At 46.3% G+C, this 20,758-nt stretch carries 16 protein-coding genes and 3 tRNA genes; 8 read left to right on the top strand and 11 right to left on the bottom strand.

All coding sequences use genetic code 11. The features are described from left to right. Positions 1 to 32: 32 nt before the first annotated feature. Positions 33 to 2,180 carry a di-heme-cytochrome C peroxidase gene (locus SDE_RS08315; protein WP_011468068.1) on the bottom strand — a complete coding sequence of 716 codons (2,148 nt, stop codon included), beginning with the start codon at positions 2,178 to 2,180 and terminating at the stop codon, positions 33 to 35. A 1,314-nt stretch (positions 2,181 to 3,494) separates the two neighbouring features. Between SDE_RS08315 and SDE_RS08310 the strand changes: the two genes are divergently transcribed. Beyond that, positions 3,495 to 3,755 carry a hypothetical protein gene (locus SDE_RS08310; RefSeq protein WP_011468067.1) on the top strand — a complete coding sequence of 87 codons (261 nt, stop codon included), beginning with the start codon at positions 3,495 to 3,497 and terminating at the stop codon, positions 3,753 to 3,755. A gap of 216 nt (positions 3,756 to 3,971) precedes the next feature. Here SDE_RS08310 and SDE_RS08305 read toward each other — a convergent pair. The 9 genes from SDE_RS08305 to thrS form a co-directional block, all read right to left on the bottom strand. Continuing rightward, positions 3,972 to 4,048: transfer RNA gene (locus SDE_RS08305), tRNA-Pro, on the bottom strand. A 79-nt stretch (positions 4,049 to 4,127) separates the two neighbouring features. Beyond that, on the bottom strand, positions 4,128 to 4,484 hold the full coding sequence (locus tag SDE_RS08300) for a MerR family transcriptional regulator (protein WP_011468066.1): 357 nt from the start codon (positions 4,482 to 4,484) through the stop codon (positions 4,128 to 4,130). Further along, on the bottom strand, positions 4,465 to 4,770 hold the full coding sequence (ihfA, locus tag SDE_RS08295) for an integration host factor subunit alpha (RefSeq protein ID WP_011468065.1): 306 nt from the start codon (positions 4,768 to 4,770) through the stop codon (positions 4,465 to 4,467). Before ihfA ends, SDE_RS08300 begins: the two co-directional genes overlap by 20 nt. 4 nt (positions 4,771 to 4,774) lie before the next feature. Then, the gene (pheT, locus tag SDE_RS08290; protein WP_041325564.1) at positions 4,775 to 7,183 is read right to left on the bottom strand and encodes a phenylalanine--tRNA ligase subunit beta; all 2,409 of its coding nucleotides are present in this window, start codon (positions 7,181 to 7,183) and stop codon (positions 4,775 to 4,777) included. An 89-nt stretch (positions 7,184 to 7,272) separates the two neighbouring features. Further along, positions 7,273 to 8,286, bottom strand: a complete 1,014-nt coding sequence (gene pheS, locus SDE_RS08285; protein ID WP_011468063.1) for a phenylalanine--tRNA ligase subunit alpha — start codon at positions 8,284 to 8,286, stop codon at positions 7,273 to 7,275. 183 nt (positions 8,287 to 8,469) lie between these two features. Continuing rightward, complete coding sequence (gene rplT, locus SDE_RS08280; RefSeq protein WP_011468062.1) at positions 8,470 to 8,829, bottom strand: 50S ribosomal protein L20; 360 nt, start codon at positions 8,827 to 8,829, stop codon at positions 8,470 to 8,472. 37 nt (positions 8,830 to 8,866) lie between these two features. Beyond that, complete coding sequence (gene rpmI, locus SDE_RS08275) at positions 8,867 to 9,061, bottom strand: 50S ribosomal protein L35 (protein ID WP_011468061.1); 195 nt, start codon at positions 9,059 to 9,061, stop codon at positions 8,867 to 8,869. A 234-nt stretch (positions 9,062 to 9,295) separates the two neighbouring features. Continuing rightward, on the bottom strand, positions 9,296 to 9,838 hold the full coding sequence (infC, locus tag SDE_RS08270) for a translation initiation factor IF-3 (protein WP_041325562.1): 543 nt from the start codon (positions 9,836 to 9,838) through the stop codon (positions 9,296 to 9,298). A gap of 163 nt (positions 9,839 to 10,001) precedes the next feature. Next, positions 10,002 to 11,912 carry a threonine--tRNA ligase gene (gene thrS / locus SDE_RS08265; RefSeq protein WP_011468059.1) on the bottom strand — a complete coding sequence of 637 codons (1,911 nt, stop codon included), beginning with the start codon at positions 11,910 to 11,912 and terminating at the stop codon, positions 10,002 to 10,004. 351 nt (positions 11,913 to 12,263) lie between these two features. Between thrS and SDE_RS08260 the strand changes: the two genes are divergently transcribed. The 5 genes from SDE_RS08260 (at position 12,264) to SDE_RS08240 (ending at position 16,040) form a co-directional block, all read left to right on the top strand. Continuing rightward, complete coding sequence (locus tag SDE_RS08260) at positions 12,264 to 14,765, top strand: SLBB domain-containing protein (protein ID WP_011468058.1); 2,502 nt, start codon at positions 12,264 to 12,266, stop codon at positions 14,763 to 14,765. 110 nt (positions 14,766 to 14,875) lie between these two features. Next, positions 14,876 to 14,952: transfer RNA gene (locus tag SDE_RS08255), tRNA-Val, on the top strand. A 114-nt stretch (positions 14,953 to 15,066) separates the two neighbouring features. Then, positions 15,067 to 15,142: transfer RNA gene (locus SDE_RS08250), tRNA-Asn, on the top strand. Between the two features lie 239 nt (positions 15,143 to 15,381). Further along, positions 15,382 to 15,582 (top strand): hypothetical protein, encoded by a 201-nt coding sequence (locus SDE_RS08245; RefSeq protein ID WP_011468057.1) that lies wholly within the window; start codon positions 15,382 to 15,384, stop codon positions 15,580 to 15,582. Then, positions 15,579 to 16,040 carry an LEA type 2 family protein gene (locus SDE_RS08240; protein ID WP_011468056.1) on the top strand — a complete coding sequence of 154 codons (462 nt, stop codon included), beginning with the start codon at positions 15,579 to 15,581 and terminating at the stop codon, positions 16,038 to 16,040. Before SDE_RS08245 ends, SDE_RS08240 begins: the two co-directional genes overlap by 4 nt. Positions 16,041 to 16,089: 49 nt before the next feature. On the opposite strand, the gene hrpB is transcribed toward SDE_RS08240, so the two are convergent. After that, positions 16,090 to 18,684, bottom strand: coding sequence for an ATP-dependent helicase HrpB (gene hrpB, locus SDE_RS08235; protein ID WP_011468055.1), 2,595 nt, complete (start codon positions 18,682 to 18,684; stop codon positions 16,090 to 16,092). A 161-nt stretch (positions 18,685 to 18,845) separates the two neighbouring features. Between hrpB and SDE_RS08230 the strand changes: the two genes are divergently transcribed. Further along, complete coding sequence (locus SDE_RS08230) at positions 18,846 to 19,943, top strand: glycoside hydrolase family 5 protein (RefSeq protein ID WP_011468054.1); 1,098 nt, start codon at positions 18,846 to 18,848, stop codon at positions 19,941 to 19,943. A gap of 123 nt (positions 19,944 to 20,066) precedes the next feature. After that, on the top strand, positions 20,067 to 20,750 hold the full coding sequence (locus SDE_RS08225) for a response regulator (RefSeq protein ID WP_011468053.1): 684 nt from the start codon (positions 20,067 to 20,069) through the stop codon (positions 20,748 to 20,750). Positions 20,751 to 20,758: the final 8 nt, after the last annotated feature.

Below are 20,758 nucleotides of genomic sequence, written 5' to 3'. Positions count from 1 at the left end.
TCGCCCGTTTCAAATCAACTAACTCAAAACTATTAAAGTGTTTTCATAAATTCTAACAAGTCGTAACGCTGCTGTTTATTCAACGGCTTAAGCTCCTCGCCATTAGGCAGTGCAGTATTACCCGCGGCATATTCGTGGCCAGTATTGAAGTTACCCTCAACACTGGTATCAAATACGGTACCGCCGTAGCCTTCATATTTTAAACCCACTTTTACTTTATCAAATTCTCGGCTGCCCACTTCAAATGTTGCTGGTCTACATTCCATAACACCATTTTCCGGGTCGCACTTTGCCGGCAACAGCAAATCGTACAAGCTAGGTACCGAGCCATTATGTAAGTAGGGTGCGGTAGCCCAAATACCATTCAAAGAGCGCGCCTTATATGCAAGCAATGAATCATAAGGCTTACCGGTTGTATCTGGGAAGTAGTCTCCAGCTTTTACGCTTGCTTTAATTTCATTTTCAAAAAATGAGCTAGCTAAGTTATACAACCAATCTAACCAACGGCGAATAAATAACTTGTCGGCCTCTGGTGTACCCACTACACCTTTAGTAGCTGCAGTCAGTAACGCCGCTACCGGCGCTTCTTCACCAAGCACTATGGTACCCGCATCGGTAGCTTGATAAGTGTACTTAAAGTTACCCGATTTACCCGTGTAGTTAACACTGTTCTCGGCCATTTTACGGTCTGTACCTACGCTATCGAGGTTAGACATATTGGCAATAACAATACGGTCCCAATTATTTCTATCAATAATTTCGTGACAAGACTGGCAATACTCGGCGTAAATTAATTCGCCACGCTTAACCTTTTTTTCATCCAACTCGCCAAAAATTTCAACCGGCCACTCAGGTGACTTCAACGTTTTCAATTGATTTTCTAAACGACGCAAATTGGTATGGCGAATAGAAGATTGAAAGTCAATCTGAGGTTTGTTTTTGCTCTGGCCAGATAACTTAGCCGAAATACTAAAACCCGGGTCTTTGGCTTTCCAATCGAGAATACCAAATACACCAATCACTTCACCCACGTTACGACCTAATGGCCCAACCGATGCGTTATTCGCTAAACCATTCCACTGTACATAATCGGAATGAGTAATGTCCCACATAAACGGGTAGCTAACAGGTGCGTTAGGTATATTGAAGAACACATCTTTTAAAATAGTAAGCTCATCTTTAGTCAACCCTGGGTAGCCAGGCTCGGTAGACATTAAGTTGCGCAACACCAATGCAAATTGCTCGTTACCAATTACCGTGGGGTCGGTAATATCTTTTAATACCAGCTCAACCTCAGCCTCGGTTAAAATTCGATCGCCGTTTTCATCATGCGCCAATAACAAGGCTCGCTTCGCTTGCTCTTTGTTTAACACATGCTGTAAAACACGGTTAAATATGCGCCCAAATGCATCCAGTCGCGCGTAGCCGTACTCTACATCCGACTCGTTAACCATGTTGTACTGCTTCATGGTTAAGGTCCACTTTTCTAAATCTTTAATTACGTCATCGCGGTCGGAATAACCATTGTTGCGCTTAAGTACATTATCAACGAAGCGGTCGAGCTTAGTTGTATTCTTAAGCGTTGCGTCCATAGATGCTTCCAATTCCATTAAAAAACCAACCATATCGGCCATAGCTGGGCCGCCATCGATGCGAATCGCGTAGCGCTTGTTGGTTTTCTCGTCGGTATAGTTAACTTGGCCTGTGTGGCACGCAGCACAGGTGTAGCCTACGTAATCGTCACCTTTGTAGGTGTCTTTTACAAAGCCTAGAGGTAAACCATCGGGGTTAAAGAAAGATTCATCCTGAGGTAAATAGCGATACTTATCTATTGTCGCTATATCGCGCAGTTTTTCTGTTGATTCCACTGCTGGTAACTCTAACTCTAAAAAGAAGTCGTATGGCAATAACGCCGAGCCCTGCGTGGTATTGTAAAACCAAAGGCTATCTGAGCGATCCCAGCCTTGATCTAAATAAATAGGTGTGGGGTAACTTTCACCAAAATGGCCATTTTCTACGGCAATGGCGCCCCGAGACTCGTGTTGATCTAAGTGCTGATATGCCTTACCGCCCAGTAAAGCAATGAATAACACCAACCAAACCGCGACAATACTGCGAATTATTGTTCGCTTTTTATTCTTTATAGATTTAGCCAAACCCTTAATGGCGCGAATAATCATTTCCCTACCCCAATGTTTTAATTATTTTACTTACCATGGTATCAATTGCCCCATAAGCCCATATCCCATATAAAGCTCAATACAACCGACCCTGCCCCAAAAATGTAACAATGATGCAACTCTACCTCGCAAGGTGCAAGTAGAACTTGTTCACAAAATTTTTATGGGCACCTTATAGCGGGTAAATATGACAAAAGTAGCGGTGAAGCGACAGAAATTGGCCCAATGCCTAATACAGTGCCAACATTAGGTATACGTAACTCTATTTCCGAATTTCGCCAGCCTCGTAGCCCACTAATTCACCTGCAAGCTCGCTTAAGCAAACTTAAACGACAAAATATCGCTTACCACATGCGCATAAGTAAGTTCTGCGAGCCCCCCCCTTAAACGCCCTCGTATTACTATAACCTCGCCTTCGCTAACAGATAAGTGCACGCTACAAGAACTAAATATCATTTAACAAGGAAACAGGTATGTATCCGAACGACTTTTACTTAGCACCAGAAGAGCTCTTCAGACTAGGAAACACCAGCTCGCCAAAACTTTCACATGTACGCGCAAGGGAAATAAATGTGACTGAAATTAATGGCATAATTGTCATTATTGCCAATGGCAAGGGATCAACCAATCCCCCATGACCGGCTGGGTATAGCGTTTTCCGCCAAACACTAGACCGCCAAACGGCCTAAAACTTGTGCTAGATAAACCACAGCATTACTGTATATGCCCAACTCAAAACATGCCGGTGGTTAAATATAAAGGCTTGCTAGAGGAGATGGCTCTTAAGGCAACAAGAGTGTTTAAAAAAGAAGGTATCAAAGTATGAGTCGATTCACTCTAGACCTCGCAGAATCGGAATTTAAATTTGTGCTAGAAGCGCTCACAGAAATGGAAGCTAGAATGGCACAGGTCTGAGACACCTCCACAGACGAAGATGAAATTGCTGAAGTTGAAAATGATCTTATAGAAGTCCGGTTGCTGCTTAAACCACTAAAAGAAAAAGCAACTACACAATACGGCAAGGGAATAACAAGCTTTTCCCGCCAAACTTTTTAGGTCTAGCTAACGCTAGACCTCGCAAGGAAACTTTCCTACCTCTTGCGAAATGCTATTTTCTAGCATCGAATTAGTATTAACAAACATCAATAACACGCTAAAACGAAGCCTCGGCGAGTTATGTACCCAATTGGATTGGCAGCCGGAATTGTTGTACGGCCATGGTTTTTCGAAAAGTGCACACCAGATTTATCAGCGCCATCATCTACTCTGCCTAGCTGAAATTATAGAGCGTGTTAGAGCGAGGTTTTAGCCATAATGAAAGCAGAAATAATACTTGATTGGGATTACCAGCCCCCCGAGCTAGATGGAATGTACTTTGTTGCAATCCAATATAGAGAAGGTGCAGGCATGCTAGAGTTTATGGAATTCAAGGACGGCCAATGGAGCCTGCATAACGGTGGCGAAATTGTGGCTCACATCGATATAGGCAAGCTCAACAACCAACTTCGCGTACGCTGGCCCGATAAACCAAAAGCATCACAATTATTTATGGAAGGTGAATTCCGGGAGGTCTAAACTCGAGTTAAACCTAGATAAAAGCCCTTCCGACGCAAACAGCAGCATCGACGAAGATGCTTATTCGCGAAACATGAAGATATTTAAAGTTATAGAAAGCTACAAAAGCGAAGGATGAATTGTACTCTCATTACGGAAAATACAGAAAAAATAGGAAATACTTTTTTGGTGTGGCCCACCAAAGTCACGTAAGCTTATGATTTTAAAGGGGAAAATTGGTCGGAGTGGCCGGATTTGAACCGACGACCACCACACCCCCAGTGTGGTGCGCTACCAGGCTGCGCTACACTCCGATTTCTTTGCTTTGGGCACGTGTGCCTGCGAAAGAGGCGCCAATCATACGGATTGAGACGTGAAATGCAAGCATTGAATTTAGGTTTTAAGTACGGCTAAAACCTCTTCTAATTCTTTGATTATATCTTGTACTAACTCGTTGGTTGGCTGCTCATCGGCTTTGCCACCTTCGTCGGTCATTTGGAGACGCGCACCGCCAATGGTAAAGCCCTGATCGTACAGCAGCGCACGAATTTGACGAATGGTAAGTACATCTTGACGTTGGTAGTAACGTCGGTTGCCACGCCGTTTGACCGGCTTTAGCTGTGGGAATTCCTGCTCCCAGTACCTGAGTACATGCGGCTTAACCGCGCACAGTTCGCTAACCTCACCTATGGTGAAGTATCGCTTACCGGGTATTTCAGGAAGTTCGTCGTTATGACTTGGTTCCAGCATATGCTTCTACTCGAGCCTTCAACTTTTGACCAGGGCGGAATGTTACCACCCTTCTGGCTGTAATAGGGATTTCTTCGCCCGTTTTGGGGTTTCGCCCTGGACGCTGTTTTTTATCTCTTAAATCGAAGTTACCAAAGCCCGAGAGTTTGACCTGTTCGTTATCTTCCAAAGAGTTGCGTATTTCTTCAAAAAAGTGCTCCACGAGTTCTTTCGCTTCGCGCTTATTAAAGCCCAACTCTTCGTATAATTTTTCGGCCAAATCCGCCTTAGTCAGCGATGTCGACATTGCGCTACCTAAGTTGTGCGTTAAACGACTGCTCCAGTTTTTTGACTATTTCAGCCATTGGAGCACTAATCTCATCTTCAGTTAGAGTGCGTGAAGGGTGCTGAAAAATCAAGTTAAAAGCAATACTTTTTCGTTGTGGATCAATACCTTTGCCGCTATATACGTCAAAGATCTTTAAGTTTTTGAGGTAATCCCCCGCAACTGAACGAATTTCTGCCTCTAACGCCGCACCATTGACGCCCTTATCAACAAGTATAGCTATATCACGGGCAACTTCTGGGTATCTCGACAACGCTGTGAAAGCTGGCACCTTAGCTTGCTTAATAGCATCTAGACTCACTTCAAACACATATGCCGCTTTAGGTAAATCAAGCTGTTTGGCCACTTCTGGGTGAAGTGCGCCAATATACCCTATTTCTGTGCCAGCGAGTTTAACCTTGGCCGTTTGGCCAGGGTGAAGTGCTTTCACCTCCGCCGATTCAAACGTTACCGCTTGACCAGTAAAGGCCAGCAATGACTCTAAATCGCCCTTAATATCGTAAAAATCGACATCGTCTTTATCTGCATGCCAACCCACGGGCGCTCGCGCACCGTAAATTAAGCCTGCAAACATAGAGGGCTGCGTTAAGCCTTCGAGCGTTTGAGAATCCATACCCTCTGGAGCCACAAAGGTTAACCCACTTTCAAAGATACGAACGCGCTGTACTTGGCGTTTTACGTTTTTGGATAGCGTGTTAAGCAGCCCAGGCAGCAAACTGGTTCGCATTATGCCCATATCACTGCTAATTGGGTTGATAATGGGGACATTAGCCTGCTCGCCGTTAATCAAGTTCTGCAGCGCAGGGTCGACAAAGCTATAGGTGATCACCTCTCGGTAACCCCTGCTAGCCAGATGATCCTTAATGCGATCGAGCTTCGTTACCGTTTCTGTTTTAGATGGCAACTGAGCAGGAATACGTACGGTGGTAGTCGGCAAGTTGTTGTAGCCGTATATACGAGCCAGCTCTTCGAGCAAGTCGGCCTCAATTGCTACGTCAAAGCGATAGCTAGGCACGGCAAAGGTCCAGCCGCTTTCGTTCCTTTCTACCAGCTTTAAGCCTAAACGCGTAAGAATATCTTCAACTTCTACATCGGGTATGGCAAAACCTAAGCCAGACTCAATGCGCGCTTTAGATAAGTTCACGTTACTTACAGAAGGAAGATCTTGTTGGGATTCAGCAACAATTACTGGGCCAGCTTGACCACCTACTATTTCCAACAATAAGGCGGTAGCACGCTCAATTGCCGCTTGCGCTCCGTTGTAATCTACGCCGCGCTCAAAACGGTGAGATGAGTCTGTATGCAAACCATACGAACGCGCACGGCCAGCAATGGCAATAGGCTCAAAAAATGCGCTTTCTAGGAAGATATCTTGCGTTGCAGAGGTAACAGCACTGGCTTCGCCACCCATAATGCCTGCCATGGCTAGAGCGCCAGATTCGTCGGCAATTACCAATGTATCTTCTTTTAGCTCAACTTTTTGATCGTTAAGCAGAGTTAATTCTTCTTTCGCGTTTGCCAATCGAACATTAATGCCGCCGTTAATTTTTGCCAAATCAAATGCGTGCATGGGCTGGCCAAGCTCGATTAGTACATAGTTTGTTACATCTACGACTGCATCAATTGAGCGAATACCGCTGCGGCGCAACTTTTCTTGCAGCCATAAGGGGCTTGGCTTGGCTACATCAATGCCTTTAATTACTCGGCCCACATAGCGCGAACAGGCACTGCCAGCAGATAAAGCAACAGACAACACATCAGAAATTTGCGGCTCGACTGCGGCAATGACAGGTGCTTTAACTTCAATTTTACTTAATACGCCAAGCTCGCGCGCCAAGCCTTTAATAGATAAGCAATCGCTGCGGTTTGGCGTGAGATCCACTTCAATTAAGTTGTCATTTAGCGAGAGGTACTCGCGTAAATCTTGGCCTACGGGTGCATCTGCTGGTAATTCCCACAAACCTTCGTCATCGTCACCAGCTTGTAGCTCGGTTTGACCGCACAACATGCCAAACGACTCTACACCGCGCAATTTAGCTTTTTTAATTTTAAACGGTTTGCCATCTTCCCCGGGCGGTAAGCTCGCGCCTACGGTAGCAAACGGAATTTTTAGCCCTACACGTGCGTTTGGCGCACCGCAAACAACTTGGGTTTCGCCTTCTGGCAAACCGGCCACTGTACACACGCGCAATTTATCGGCGTCTGGGTGCTGCTGGGCATCTATAATCTCGCCCACGATAACGCCATTAAAAGTACCTGCAACGGGCTCTACAGCATCAACTTCTAAGCCAGCCATTGTTAACTGATCAACAATTTGCTGTGTACTTGCGTTGGGATTAACCCACTCTCTTAACCAGGATTCGCTAAACTTCATGTCTTTACTTTTAATAGAGTTGTCGTGATTGAGTGCTGGCAAGACCAGCGCTTAAATACTTTTTATTTTGCTATTACTTTTTAACGCAGCTAAAACTGATTTAAAAAGTCGAGGTCGTTTTCAAAGAATAAACGTAAGTCGTTTACGCCATAGCGCAACATCGCTAAACGCTCTACGCCAATACCAAAGGCAAGGCCGGTGTATTCTTCTGCATCTACGCCACAGCTTTCAAAAACTTTGGGGTGCACCATGCCGCAACCCATAATTTCTAACCAGCCTGTTTGCTTACAAATTCTGCAACCTTCGCCACCACAGTTTGTGCACTGAATATCTACTTCTGCAGAAGGCTCTGTAAATGGGAAGTAAGACGGGCGGAAACGAACCGGTACATCGGCTTCGAAAAAGGATTTTAAAAACTGATCCACGGTGCCCTTTAAATCGGCAAAGCTAACGTTTTTATCTACTACCAAGCCCTCTACCTGATGGAACATAGGCGTATGGGTTAAATCGGAATCGCAACGGTAAACGCGGCCAGGGCAAATAACTTTAATTGGCGGCTCTTGCGATTTCATTGTTCTTACTTGCACCGGCGAAGTATGGGTACGCAATACATGGCTGGGCGAAATATAGAATGTGTCGTGCATTGCACGTGCGGGGTGATGCCCAGGTATATTCAAGGCTTCAAAATTGTGGAAATCGTCTTCGATTTCGGGGCCTTCGGCTACATCGTAACCAACGGCGGTAAATATTTCAGATATACGGCGCAAAGTACGCGTGACTGGGTGCAAACCACCTACTTCTGGCTGCCTGCCCGCTAAGGTTACATCAATGGATTCAGCTGCTAACTTAGCCGATATAGCTTGCGCCTCTAGCGCTGCTTTTCTTTCGCTAATGTGGTTTTGAACAAGTTGCTTCGCTTCGTTAATTTTTGCTCCGGCGGCTGGGCGCTCTTCTGGGGATAGGCCACCCAAGTTTTTTAGCTGCGCAGTAATTTCGCCTTTTTTGCCTAAATAATTAACGCGAATAGCGTCCAAACCAGCAAGGTCTTCAGTTTTTGCTACTTCTGCTAAAGCTTGCTCTGTAAGCGCTTTGAGGTTTTCCATTGACGTCTCGTATTATTTGCTTAGTCGATGGCCACTAGGCGCCACCGCAATATGTAATAGTGTGTTTCGTTTGTATGACGGTTTTATAACGACGTATAAAACAAAAAAGGGAAGCGCCGAAGCCCTTCCCTTCTTGACTGAATCGGTAATTACTAAAATAAATCAGCAATACACCAAATCAGATTAAGCAGCTAGAGCCTCTTGAGCTTTGGCAACGATAGCAGCAAATGCTGTTTTATCGTGAATGGCCAAATCTGCAAGTACGCGGCGATCAAGGGCAATGCTTGCCTTTTTCAAACCAGCGATTAGACGGCTATAACTTAAGCCTTCAGCACGAGATTGCGCGTTGATACGCGTAATCCACAATGCACGGAAGTTACGCTTTTTAACGCGACGGTCGCGATAAGCGTATTGACCCGCTTTAATGACGGCTTGTTTAGCTACACGAAATACGCGTGAACGCGCGCCGTAGTAACCTTTTGCAGCTTTTAATACTTTCTTGTGACGACGACGCGCCACGACTCCACGTTTTACACGAGCCATTTTTTAAATCCTCTTAACAAAAAGTGTAATCGACCAATTAATTGGCGCGTAACATACGATCAACAGCAGGTTTATCGGCGGCATTCAACAAGCTAGTACCGCGCAATTGACGCTTACGTTTGGTCGTCATTTTGGTAAGGATGTGGCTCTTAAAAGCGTGCTTGTGTTTGTAACCAGAAGCGGTCTTTTTGAACCGTTTGGCTGCTCCACTATGCGTTTTAGCTTTTGACATTGTTACTTCTCCAACAACGGAAACCGTACGAATACGGTATCGATTTTTCTTTAAGCGACCTAGGCAGCTAAAAGCCCGGCCACTCTTGAATAACAAACAAGTAAAACACTTGTTTGCTGACTATTGCCTTTACAGACAATGTTTGAAGGCGCCCATTAGGCCGCCTTCAAATTTTGGCAATCCTCCGGTGTACTAGCGCGAACGCGCGGGTAAGCGGGGATCAGCAAATAAGGGTTAGCGATTCTTCTTAGGAGCGATAACCATTATTAGCTGGCGACCTTCCATTTTTGGGTACTGTTCAACAGTACCTATTTCTGCAAGATCCACTTCTATTCGCTTCATCATCTCCATGCCTAACTCTTGGTGAGCCATTTCTCGACCGCGGTAGCGCAGGGAAACTTTTGCTTTGTCGCCTTGCTCAAGGAAACGCTGCAAGTTTTTTAACTTTACCTTGTAATCGCCCTCTTCAGTGCCGGGGCGAAACTTCATTTCCTTAACTTGTTGCTGCTTTTGTTTCTTTTTAGCAGCAGCTTTTGCTTTTTTCGCTTCGAAAAGGTGCTTACCATAATCCATGATTTTACAGACCACGGGGTCTGCATCAGCGGCTATTAGTACCAAATCTAGTGTTGCAGCTTGCGCAGTTGCTAGAGCTTCTGCGATGGGTACGATCCCAACTTGTTCGCCATCCGCGCCAATTAATCGTACTTCTTTCGCTTCAATTTGGTCGTTGATAGTCGCTTTTTTTGAACGCCCTTTGGCATTATCACGATTGCTAATGGTCACACTCTCCTCTTTTATTTAAAAAACTAGCCTTAGAACCTACTTAAATTAGGCCTATTTACCTACAAACAACGAGGCAGGCTACTAGATCACACAGTTTAGGTTATTTTTGGGCTTAGAATTAACTTTTTTGTCACACTCTAAGCCCAATTAGCCCAAATTATCTCGCTTTACTGGAAATTTGCTCTTCAAGAAGTGCAGTAAAGGCGTCTACCGTCATTACGCCGAGGTCTTCACCACCTCGTCCGCGAACGGCAACCGAGTTATTTTCAACCTCTTGGTCGCCAACAACAAGTAAGTAAGGAACCTTCTGAATTGTGTGCTCGCGGATTTTAAAGCCGATCTTTTCATTTCTCAAGTCGGAATTAACACGAAAGCCCTTGTTTTTCAAAGAGTTCTCTACTTTTTTAACATATTCGGCCTGATTATCGGTAATATTCAGCAAAACGGCTTGAGTTGGAGCCAGCCAAGCTGGGAATGCCCCTTCGTATTCTTCTATCAATATTCCGATAAAACGCTCAAATGAACCCAAGATTGCACGGTGCAACATAACAGGCACCTGACGCGAACCATCTTCAGCTACGAATTGAGCATCTAAACGGCCCGGCATTGAGAAATCCACCTGAATGGTGCCGCACTGCCAAACACGCCCAAGGCAATCTTTTAGTGAGAATTCAATTTTAGGCCCATAAAAGGCGCCCTCGCCTGGCAGTAATTGCCAAGGCAGCCCTTTTGCATCCAAGGCATCTGATAGCGCTTTTTCTGCTTTATCCCACACCTCATCACTGCCTACACGCTGCTCTGGGCGTGTGGAAAGGCGAATAATCACGTCTTCGAAGCCAAAATCTTTGTACACTTTAAAGAGCAAATCGGTGAATACTGATACTTCGTCCTGAATCATCGACTCAGAACAGAAGATATGGGCGTCATCTTGCACGAAACCACGCACGCGCATTAACCCCTGCAAAGTGCCCGACGCTTCGTTGCGGTGACAGCAGCCAAACTCAGCTAAGCGCAAAGGTAAGTCGCGGTAGCTTTTTAAACCCTGATTAAACACTTGCACGTGACATGGGCAGTTCATTGGCTTAACGGCATAATCGCGCGATTCAGATTCCACGGTAAACATATTGTCGCGGAATTTATCCCAGTGACCAGAGCGCTCCCACAAACTGCGATCTACAACCTGTGGCGTCTTAATTTCTTCATAGCCATTCAAGCGCTGCACTTCACGCATATACTCTTCAATAGCGGTATAAATAGACCAACCATTGGGGTGCCAAAACACCATGCCCGGCGCTTCTTCTTGAATATGGAAAAGATCGAATTTTTTACCTAACTTACGATGATCACGCTTTTCAGCTTCTTCTAAGCGGTGAACATAAGCTTTTAAATCTTTTTTGCTTGCCCACGCCGTGCCATATACACGCGTAAGCATTTCGTTATTGGAGTCGCCGCGCCAGTAGGCACCCGCCACTTTCATTAACTTAAAGTATTCTAGCTTGCCGGTTGAAGGCACATGAGGCCCACGGCATAAATCTTCAAAGTCACCCTGCTTATATAAAGAAAGCTCTTCGTTAGCTGGGATACTGTCGATAATTTGGGCTTTATACTCTTCACCTATACCGCGGAAGTAAGCCGATGCCTCGTCGCGTGGCAATACACGGCGCGTAACGTCGAAGTCCGCTTTTGCCAACTCTTTCATTTTCTCTTCAATTACTACCAAATCTTCTGGCGTAAAGGCGCGCGAGTAGGCAAAGTCGTAATAGAAGCCATCTTCGATAACAGGGCCAATAGTCACCTGCGCTTCTGGGAACAGCTGTTTAACAGCCTGAGCCAACAAGTGAGCTGTCGAATGGCGAATAACCTCTAAGCCCTCTTCAGACTTAGCTGTAATAATGGAAAGTGATACGTCTTGAGTAATCTCGAAAGAGGCATCCACTTCTTTTCCGTCAACAACACCGGCAAGTGTTGCTTTCGCTAACCCTGGACCAATATCTGCAGCCACACCCATAACAGAAATGGGGGCATCGTATTCGCGTTTGGAACCATCGGGAAGAGTAATAACAGGCATAGGAGATCCTTAGCGTCAGTGGTAGCCCCTACCAAAGGCTACGTGAGAATGTGTAATTGGGGCGGCAGTATATAGGCTGCAAGGCGCGCAGCTCAAGCAAGCATCCTGTTTGATGCCAAATAAATGAAAAATAACGTGTTTTCGGCAGCGGATTTCTAAAATTCACACTTTTTAACAGCTGTTTTTTGCTGCAGCATTGACTGCCCCTAAAAATTCCCTAAGATGCGCCTACAGGTTTGGGCGATACACATAACTAGCATCACCCTCTACCGCACAGAACCACCCACGACCTGAATCATAATCGTGTTAAGCTCCCACGCTGATAACTACCTAACCAAACGTAACGGATTTATGAATAGCTCACGCAAACTCCTTGTCGCTTCCTTTATTAGCCTTTTTGCACTTTTAGTTGCCGCGCCCTCCTTCGCCGCTGGGTTTACCCCGTCAGCAGCGCAAATAGAGCAATTTAAACGCATGTCGCCAGAGCAACAAAAAGCGCTTGCCAGCTCTATGGGCATTAACTTAGAAGATTATTCTTCATTAATTGGTGGCGACAGCGCCAGCAGTGCGCAAAATGCAGAAGCCGTGTCTGGCGTGCGCAAAAAAACGGGCGCAAAAAGCGGCGAGCAAATTATTGAACAAACAGCGCTGACCGGCGTAGACGCACCCAGCCTAAAAGAAGACGAGAGCGAAGAGTCGACTAGGCAAAAATTAGAGCTTTTTGGTTACGATATTTTCAATTACGGCGCAGATTCCTTCACGCCAGCATCGGACATCCCTATCCCCGCAGATTATATTCTTGGGCCAGGCGACAACCTCGTTATACAGCTATATGGCAAAGACAACCAAACACTAAACCTCGCTTTAGATAGAGAAGGTCGCATCCAATTCCCGAACATTGGCCCCGTGAACCTCGCAGGCCTTACCTTTAGCCAGGCCTCTACTCGTATAGACACTATTGTTAGCGAGCAAATGATAGGCGTAAAAGCCTCTACCAGCATGGGTAACCTGCGCACCATTAGAGTATTTGTATTGGGCGAAGCCAACGTGCCCGGCTCTTACGTTGTGGGTTCACTTTCAACCATGACAAATGCTATTTTTGCCAGTGGCGGCATTACTAAAATAGGCTCACTGCGCAATATTCAGCTTAAGCGCCGCGGCAAAGTAGTAACCACACTAGATTTGTACGACCTGCTGTTACAAGGCGACACCAGCAACGACTCTCGACTGCTGCCTGGCGACGTTATTTTTATTCCACCAATTGGTAAAACCGTAGGCGTTGCAGGGCAAGTTAAACGCCCCGCCATTTACGAAATAACCAAAGAAGCGGATGTGCAAGGCGCCCTGAACTTAGCCGGTGGCCTACTGCCCACAGCCTATATGCCAGCCTCGCGCATAGAGCGCATTACAGACGCAGGCGAAAAAACCTTAGTAAACCTAGACCTAACCAGTCGCAGTGGCCGTGAGTTCCGCATTAAAGATGCAGACGTTATTCAAATTCATACCACCCTAGACACCATGCGCGACATTGTAAAACTGGAAGGCCACGTCAAACGCCCCGGCGGCTTCGCTTGGCGCAAAGGCATTCGCTTTACCGATGTTGTACCTAGCGTGGACGATATGCTGGCCAACCCAGATATCGATGTAGGCTTAATTTTGCGCGAAGAAAAAAGCACGCGCAAAATATCTGTGCATTTATTTACACCTGCAAAAGCGTTCGACAACCCAAACTCGAAGCACAACCCCGAACTGCAGTCTCGCGACACAATCTTGCTATTTGATTATGAAAGCGACCGCAGCATGCTACTAGAAGACGTACTAGCCCAGTTGCGTACACAATCGAGCTTTACTGAGCGCGAAAAAATTGTAATTGCTCACGGCAGCGTGCGCTTCCCCGGCCAGTACCCTATTTCTGAGGGTATGACTACTACCGATTTAATTATGCTCGCCGGCGGCCTTACTGAGAGCGCACTTGGTAATGATGGTGAAATCACTCGCTACAGCATTGACGAAAACCGCCAAACGCTCGTGATGCACATCAACATCGATTTGAATGCACAAGCTTATCCGTTAACTCCGGGCGACACTTTACGCGTTAAGCAGATTCCTCTGTGGAACGATAAAGAATCGATAGTGTTGCTTGGCGAAGTACTGCACCCAGGCACCTACCCAATTCTGCCCGGCGAATCTATAGTGGATGTACTTTCCCGTGCGGGAGGGTTAACCCCACACGCCTACCCAGAAGGCGCTATTTTCTCGAGAGAAGAGCTGCGCAAACTAGAGGAAGAGCGCTTGGCCGCATTGAAAAATGAAATTGAAGCAGACTTGGCAGCAGAAGCACTGAACGACGGCATATTAAACAAATCAAAAGTCGATTCAGCGCAAGCAGAGCAGATTATTGCCAATATGGATGCGATTAAGCCAATGGGGCGTATGGTAATAGACCTTCCTCAAATTTTGGCCAACCCAAAACTCTATGATTTTAAATTAGAAAATGGCGATGTTTTAACAATACCGCGCTTTAAACCTTCGGTGACTGTTGTAGGTGAAGTGCAATACCCCACTTCGCACTTTTTCGATAAAAAACTTAACCCCTTCGACTACATAGATCGCTCGGGCGGCACCAAAGAAAACGCCGATAAAAAACGCATTTATATTGTAAAAGCCAACGGCTCGGTTTATTTGCCAGCCAACTCCGGCTGGTTTAAGTCAAAAGATCACAATATTCAGCCCGGCGATACCATTATTGTACCCATGGATACCGATCGCGTAGACCCGCTCACCCTGTGGAGCAGCGTTACTACTATTATGTATCAAGCTGCGTTGGGCATAACCGCACTTACCAAGCTTTAAAAAAACCTTCATCAAGCGGAAATATTTTACTTTTCTGCTTGATGAACATTATTTACGACTATACAATACGCGCCCTCTCACCAATGCCGAGTATGGTACCGAAGTGAGATAGGACCATAGCTCAGTTGGTTAGAGCGCTACCTTGACATGGTAGAGGTCCCCGGTTCAAATCCGGGTGGTCCTACCAGTTGATCAATAAAACAACAAGTAAATCAATAGCTTACAAATTGTTTTAAAAGGTTGACAGGGTAAAAAGAGGCGTATAATATACGCGCTCTTTCGGGCACTAGCCCAAAGAAATTCCGCCTTAGCTCAGTTGGTAGAGCAAATGACTGTTAATCATTGGGTCGCTGGTTCGAGCCCAGCAGGCGGAGCCAAATTCGAAAAAGCCACTTAGCAATAAGTGGCTTTTTTCGTTTCTAGCCCTCAAAAATTTCATCTCCTCCCTAAGTTCACATCACCAGTAATTTGTAACAAGCTCACATTTACTGCCTGCTGCAGCGCGCAGCAATTGCATAATCCCCATAGCAGCCCCATATTAGCTATATACACCCTCAAACTGCTCGCATCACTATACGAGTGTATGTGTTGAATATGGCCGAATTGGAGGTTTTAAATGAAAGCATCAGATTATTTAAAAAAGTTTGAAGAGGCTCAGGGTAAAGATTCTGAAAAACCTAAGGAGCATACTCTGCAAGAGAACGCACTGGAGCGGGCTATGCACCTTTCCCCTCCCAAGGCGGGAACGCCTTATGATTGGGAAGACTACGAAAAATACAAAGCTGAGCTAGAACAAAAGGAAAAAGAGAAAAAATGAATACACACAAACGATTTTGGTTAGTAAAAAGCTGCTGGCTCGCAATTGCGGCAACCCTACTGTTAATTAGTGGCTGCGCAACGCTAAATATAGAGCAACCAAAAGTATCGGTAACGCGGCTTGCACCTGCCTCCTCTGGCTCTTCGCTGGGCACCCTTTTCGAAATAGATTTGAAAATTGCTAACCCCAACGGTGTAGCGCTTCCTATTAAAGGGATGAGCTATTCGCTTGCCATTAATGGCGCGGAGCTGTTATTTGGCACCAGCAATCAAATACCCACTATTCCAGCCTATGGCAGCGAAACGGTTACTCTACAGGTAGAGGCTAATTTACTTTCTGCACCCAAATTATTTTTAGCATTAAACAAAAGCAAAACATTGGACTACACATTTAAAACTAAAATCGATTTAAGTGGCCCACTGCCAACCATCAATGTGGTGGAGAGTGGCACGCTATAGCAACCTCACTCGCGAGCTTTAGTCGTTTAATAGTTTATAAACTATGTGTTTAGGTTCTACTTAACTGCGATTTAGTTTTGCGAGTGGGCATTGCCATTATAGGGTCGTCTGGCCAAGGGTGTTTAGGGTAACGCCCTTTCATTTCTTTTTTTACTTCCGTGTACGCCCCACGCCAAAAACTCATTAAATCTTGCGTTACCTGTAAAGGTTTACCAGCAGGTGACAGTAAGTGAATAAGTAGCGGTACCTTGCCATTTACAATACTAGGCGCAATGGCACTGCCAAATAGTTCCTGTAACTTGGCAGCTATAACAGGTGGGTTTTGGCTATAGTCGATGGGCACATCTCTGCCGGAGGGCACGCAAAAAGAGACTGGCGCAAGTTTATCTAGCTCTACCTGCTGCTCCCAACTCAATGTCGCTGTTAAAGCCTCGGCAATTTTTACTTTTCGTAAATCCGCACCGGTGTTTACGCTGTGCAGGTAAGGCGAAAGCCAATCATCAATCGCCCCCAATAACAACTCATCGCTCCAGCTTGGCCAGTTTGTGTCCACTGAGTGCAACAACTGCAATCTAGCGCGCAAATTGATGGCATCTGCTGTCCACTCCAATACACCTAACCCTTTTTTATTTATCAACGCGCGCACTGCCGCTACACGCAAAGCAGGGTCCGCTTGTGTGAGTTGTTTTGCCGATAAAATAATTGCCCCTAGCGCTACGCGCTGTTCGCTCACTATTCGGTTTGCATTTTCATCCCACTCGCACACATTTTTTTCTACTAGCTTTGCGCTAAAAGCCTGTTGTAAGAGTGCAAGGCTAATGGGTGCCGCCAGCCGAATAATATCGTTACTGCGCCCTTGCTGACTGCTAGCCTCTGCCACCACCAGCCATTCTTCACCTACGAGACTATCGTCGTTAAATAAATTGGCCTGTCGACCATTTGCCAACAGGTATTGGGTGGGGTTATTTTTTCTCGCTCGCGCAATTCGGTCTGGAAAAGCACACGCGAGCAAAAGCGCAATTTGCTCTTGCTGCGATAAAACAATTACCTCAGATACCGCTAGCGCACGCTCAAGCGATGGGCTTGTCACTCTGTTTAACTGCTGGGCTAACATTTTTTTTAACGCGTTCAATCGCTTTAACGCGCCTTGCAATTGCTTGGGGGCGCCTTGAGGCTGCAGCAACCAATGTACACGGCGAGAAAAATCTGCCCCCATGTTGGCTGTGCCAATATCCCTTTCGCTTAAAAGTGCGGCCAAAGTACAGGCTAAATCCTGCAGCGCCAATTGCTTTGCCACTACCAACATATGCGCTAAACGAGGGTGTACAGGCAGGCCAGCCATCGCCTCGCCAAGCGCGGTAAGGCTAATGCCCCCGCCGTTATCTTTTAACGCCTCTAGCTGCTCTAACAGCTCTATAGCTTGGGTATATCTTGCGGGCGCAGGCGCATCCAACCATGGAATTTGCGCACAATCGGCTTCGCCCCACTGCAGCAGCTGCAAAGCCAAAGGCACCATGTCGGCATGTTGAATTTCTGGGCTAGCATACTGCGCCAACTCACTTTGCTGGCTTTTAGACCATAAGCGTATACAAACACCAGGCTCTAACCGCCCTGCGCGGCCCGCTCGCTGCTCTGCGCTGGCTTTAGATATTCTGCAAAGGTTCAAGCGGGTCATGCCTGTGTTAGGGTCGTAGCGCGCCTCTCGTTGCAAGCCGCTATCCACCACTATGCTCACCCCTTCAATGGTAAGGCTGGATTCGGCAATATTGGTCGCTAGCACAACTTTGGTTGTCCCCGCGCCAGCGGGTGCTATTGCCTGCTGTTGATCCGCTAAAGAAAGATCGCCATACAGCGGGCATATTGCCAACGCCTTCGGCAGCTCACCGGCCTCTACCCAATTGCGCAGCGCGCGCGCGCAGGCTTCTATTTCTTTTCTGCCCGGCAGAAACACCAAAATGCTGCCTTTATATTCAGCAATTGCTTTATTTACTGCTTGCGCTGCGCGAGCGGCTGAATCTTGCTGTGGGGTGTAAGGGTCGCTGTAGGCTACATCCACAGGAAACATTCGCCCTTCACTAGTAACCACTGGCGCGCCACCAAGGTAATCGCTTAATTGCGAACCGTTTAATGTGGCAGACATAACCAAGGTTTTAATAGGCTGCTCGCGCATATCGCCATACAGCACGTTGGATTGCTGCAATAACGCTAGCCCTAAGTCGGCATCTAAGCTGCGCTCGTGGAATTCGTCAAAAATAACAATAGCCACATCGTCTAATGTGGGATCAGCTTGCAACATGCGCGTAAAAACGCCCTCAGTGACCACCTCGATTACAGTATTTGCACCAACGCAATTATCCATGCGCACTCGGTAGCCTACAGTTTCGGCGCAGCGCTCACCTAGCAGCGACGCCATTCTGCTGGCGGCATTGCGCGCGGCTAACCTACGCGGCTCAAGCACAATAATTTTTTTGCCATTGCGCCAAGGTGCATTCAACAAAGCTAGGGGTACTACCGTGGTTTTACCTGCCCCAGGCGGCGCCTCCAACACTAGTTCATTACTGGCTAGTAAAGTTGCTTCAATTGCCGGTAAAGCATCATTTATTGGCAGCGAAAGATTGGTAATAACGGTAGTAATATTAACCATGAGGCGATGAGCTTCTATTAAGTATTCATTCGCTATTCTAACGTTTTATTGCGCCATCTACAGCGTTCCTCACTCTGCATTGACACAGGTTTGTGTAACGTTCCGCTCATAAAAAGCTCCACAAAAAATATAAAGCGAACAACACAAAAAGGAACCTCCCAATGCGCACAACCAAATTTCTTGCGCTTGCACTCTGCTTGCTGGCCTCAGCCAGTGCACTGAGTGCAAATAACAGCGCCCCATCAAACGACTGGTGGGATATACCCTACCCGAGCCAATTCGATGTAAAAAGCCTTAAAACGCAAAGTTTTATATCGGTAAAAGGTAACAAGTTCATTGATGATAAGGGCAAAACCTTCACTTTTAGAGGGGTAAACATTGCCGATACAGGTAAGCTACTTAGCCAAAATCAATGGCAAAAATCGCTGTTTGAAGAGCTGGCTAATAACTGGGGGGTAAATACTATTCGCCTGCCTATTCACCCTGTAAGTTGGCGTAAACTTGGGCCAGACGTTTATTTAGGCCACATCGATGAGGCGGTACGCTGGGCGAATGATTTAGGTATTTACCTTATTCTTGATTGGCACTCCATTGGCTATTTGCCCACCGAGCAATACCAACACCCCATGTACGACACCACCATTAAAGAAACCCGCGACTTTTGGCGCAGAATTACGTTCCGCTACAAAAACGTGCCCACCGTAGCGGTATACGAATTATTTAATGAGCCAACCACCATGGGTAACACCCTAGGCGAACGCAACTGGGCCGAGTGGAAAACCTTAAATGAAAGCCTAATTGATATGATATATGCCAGTGACAAAACCGTCATTCCGCTGGTTGCAGGCTTCAACTGGGCCTATGATTTATCGCCAATCAAAAAGGCACCTATCGAGCGTGAAGGCATTGCTTACGCCGCACACCCCTACCCGCAAAAGGCGAAACCAGAGGTTAAGAACGATAAAAACTTCTTCAAACTGTGGGACGAAAAGTGGGGCTTTGCTGCAGACACCTACCCTGTAATAGCAACAGAGCTAGGCTGGGTACAACCCGATGGTTATGGTGCCCACATACCCGTTAAAGACGACGGCAGTTACGGCCCCCGCATAGTGAAGTATATGCAGAAAAAAGGCGTTTCTTACACGGTATGGGTATTCGACCCCGACTGGAGCCCAACAATGATTAACGACTGGGATTTTACCCCCAGCGAGCAAGGCGCGTTTTTTAAACAGGTTATGCTAGAAGCTAAAAAACGCTAACTATCCACGCGCGCTGCCCACTCAGCGCGCGTACCCCTCCCCCTTTTTTACGCCACTCAATCACGCAAAAGTCTGCAATTCGCGCTATAGTTACAATAATTTTTAGGGGAACTATAGGTAACTATGAAAGTATTGTTGGTAGAAGATCATTTGTTGTTCAGGGATGGTGTTAGCCTTATTTTAGAAAGGCTCGATCCAAATACAGAAATAACGCCCTGCGGCACAGGAGCCGATGCCTTTGCTCTAGCTCAACAACACGCGGACTTCTCGCTGGTATTGCTAGATTACAATTTACCCGATACCACAGGGCTTAATTGCCTAGCTCAAATTCAAGCTCATCTCCCCACTACCCCTATTGTTATGCTATCGGCAGAAAACAAAGCCGAGCTTATTCAACAAGTACTGGCTGCGGGCGCCCGCGGGTTTATTACCAAAACCTCGCCTTCTGATGTAATGATAAGTGCAATTAAGCTTGTACTTTCTGGTGGAGTTTACATTCCGCAAGAAATGATAAGCGCACTAAATATGCCTTTTACGGCGCACAGCAGCGACGGTATCACTCACGCAGCGTCACCCGCACCTCAAACCGCACCCCCTGCAACTGGTGATCATCAATTAACCGAAAGGCAATTGCATGTGCTACACGAAATGCTTAAGGGTTTGTCTAATAAAGAAATTGCGCGCGAGCTAAACATGTCACCCAGCACAGTAAAAGTGCACGTAGCGGCAATATTGCGCGAATTTAATGTTAAAAATCGCACTCAGGCTGTTGCACATGCACGCCAAAAAAATATTATTACGCAATAATTTACAAT

This window comes from Saccharophagus degradans 2-40, assembly GCF_000013665.1.
Taxonomy (GTDB): Bacteria; Pseudomonadota; Gammaproteobacteria; order Pseudomonadales; family Cellvibrionaceae; genus Saccharophagus; species Saccharophagus degradans.
Note: the sequence above shows the minus strand (reverse complement) of the source record. Positions and strands in the feature narration are given on the sequence as shown.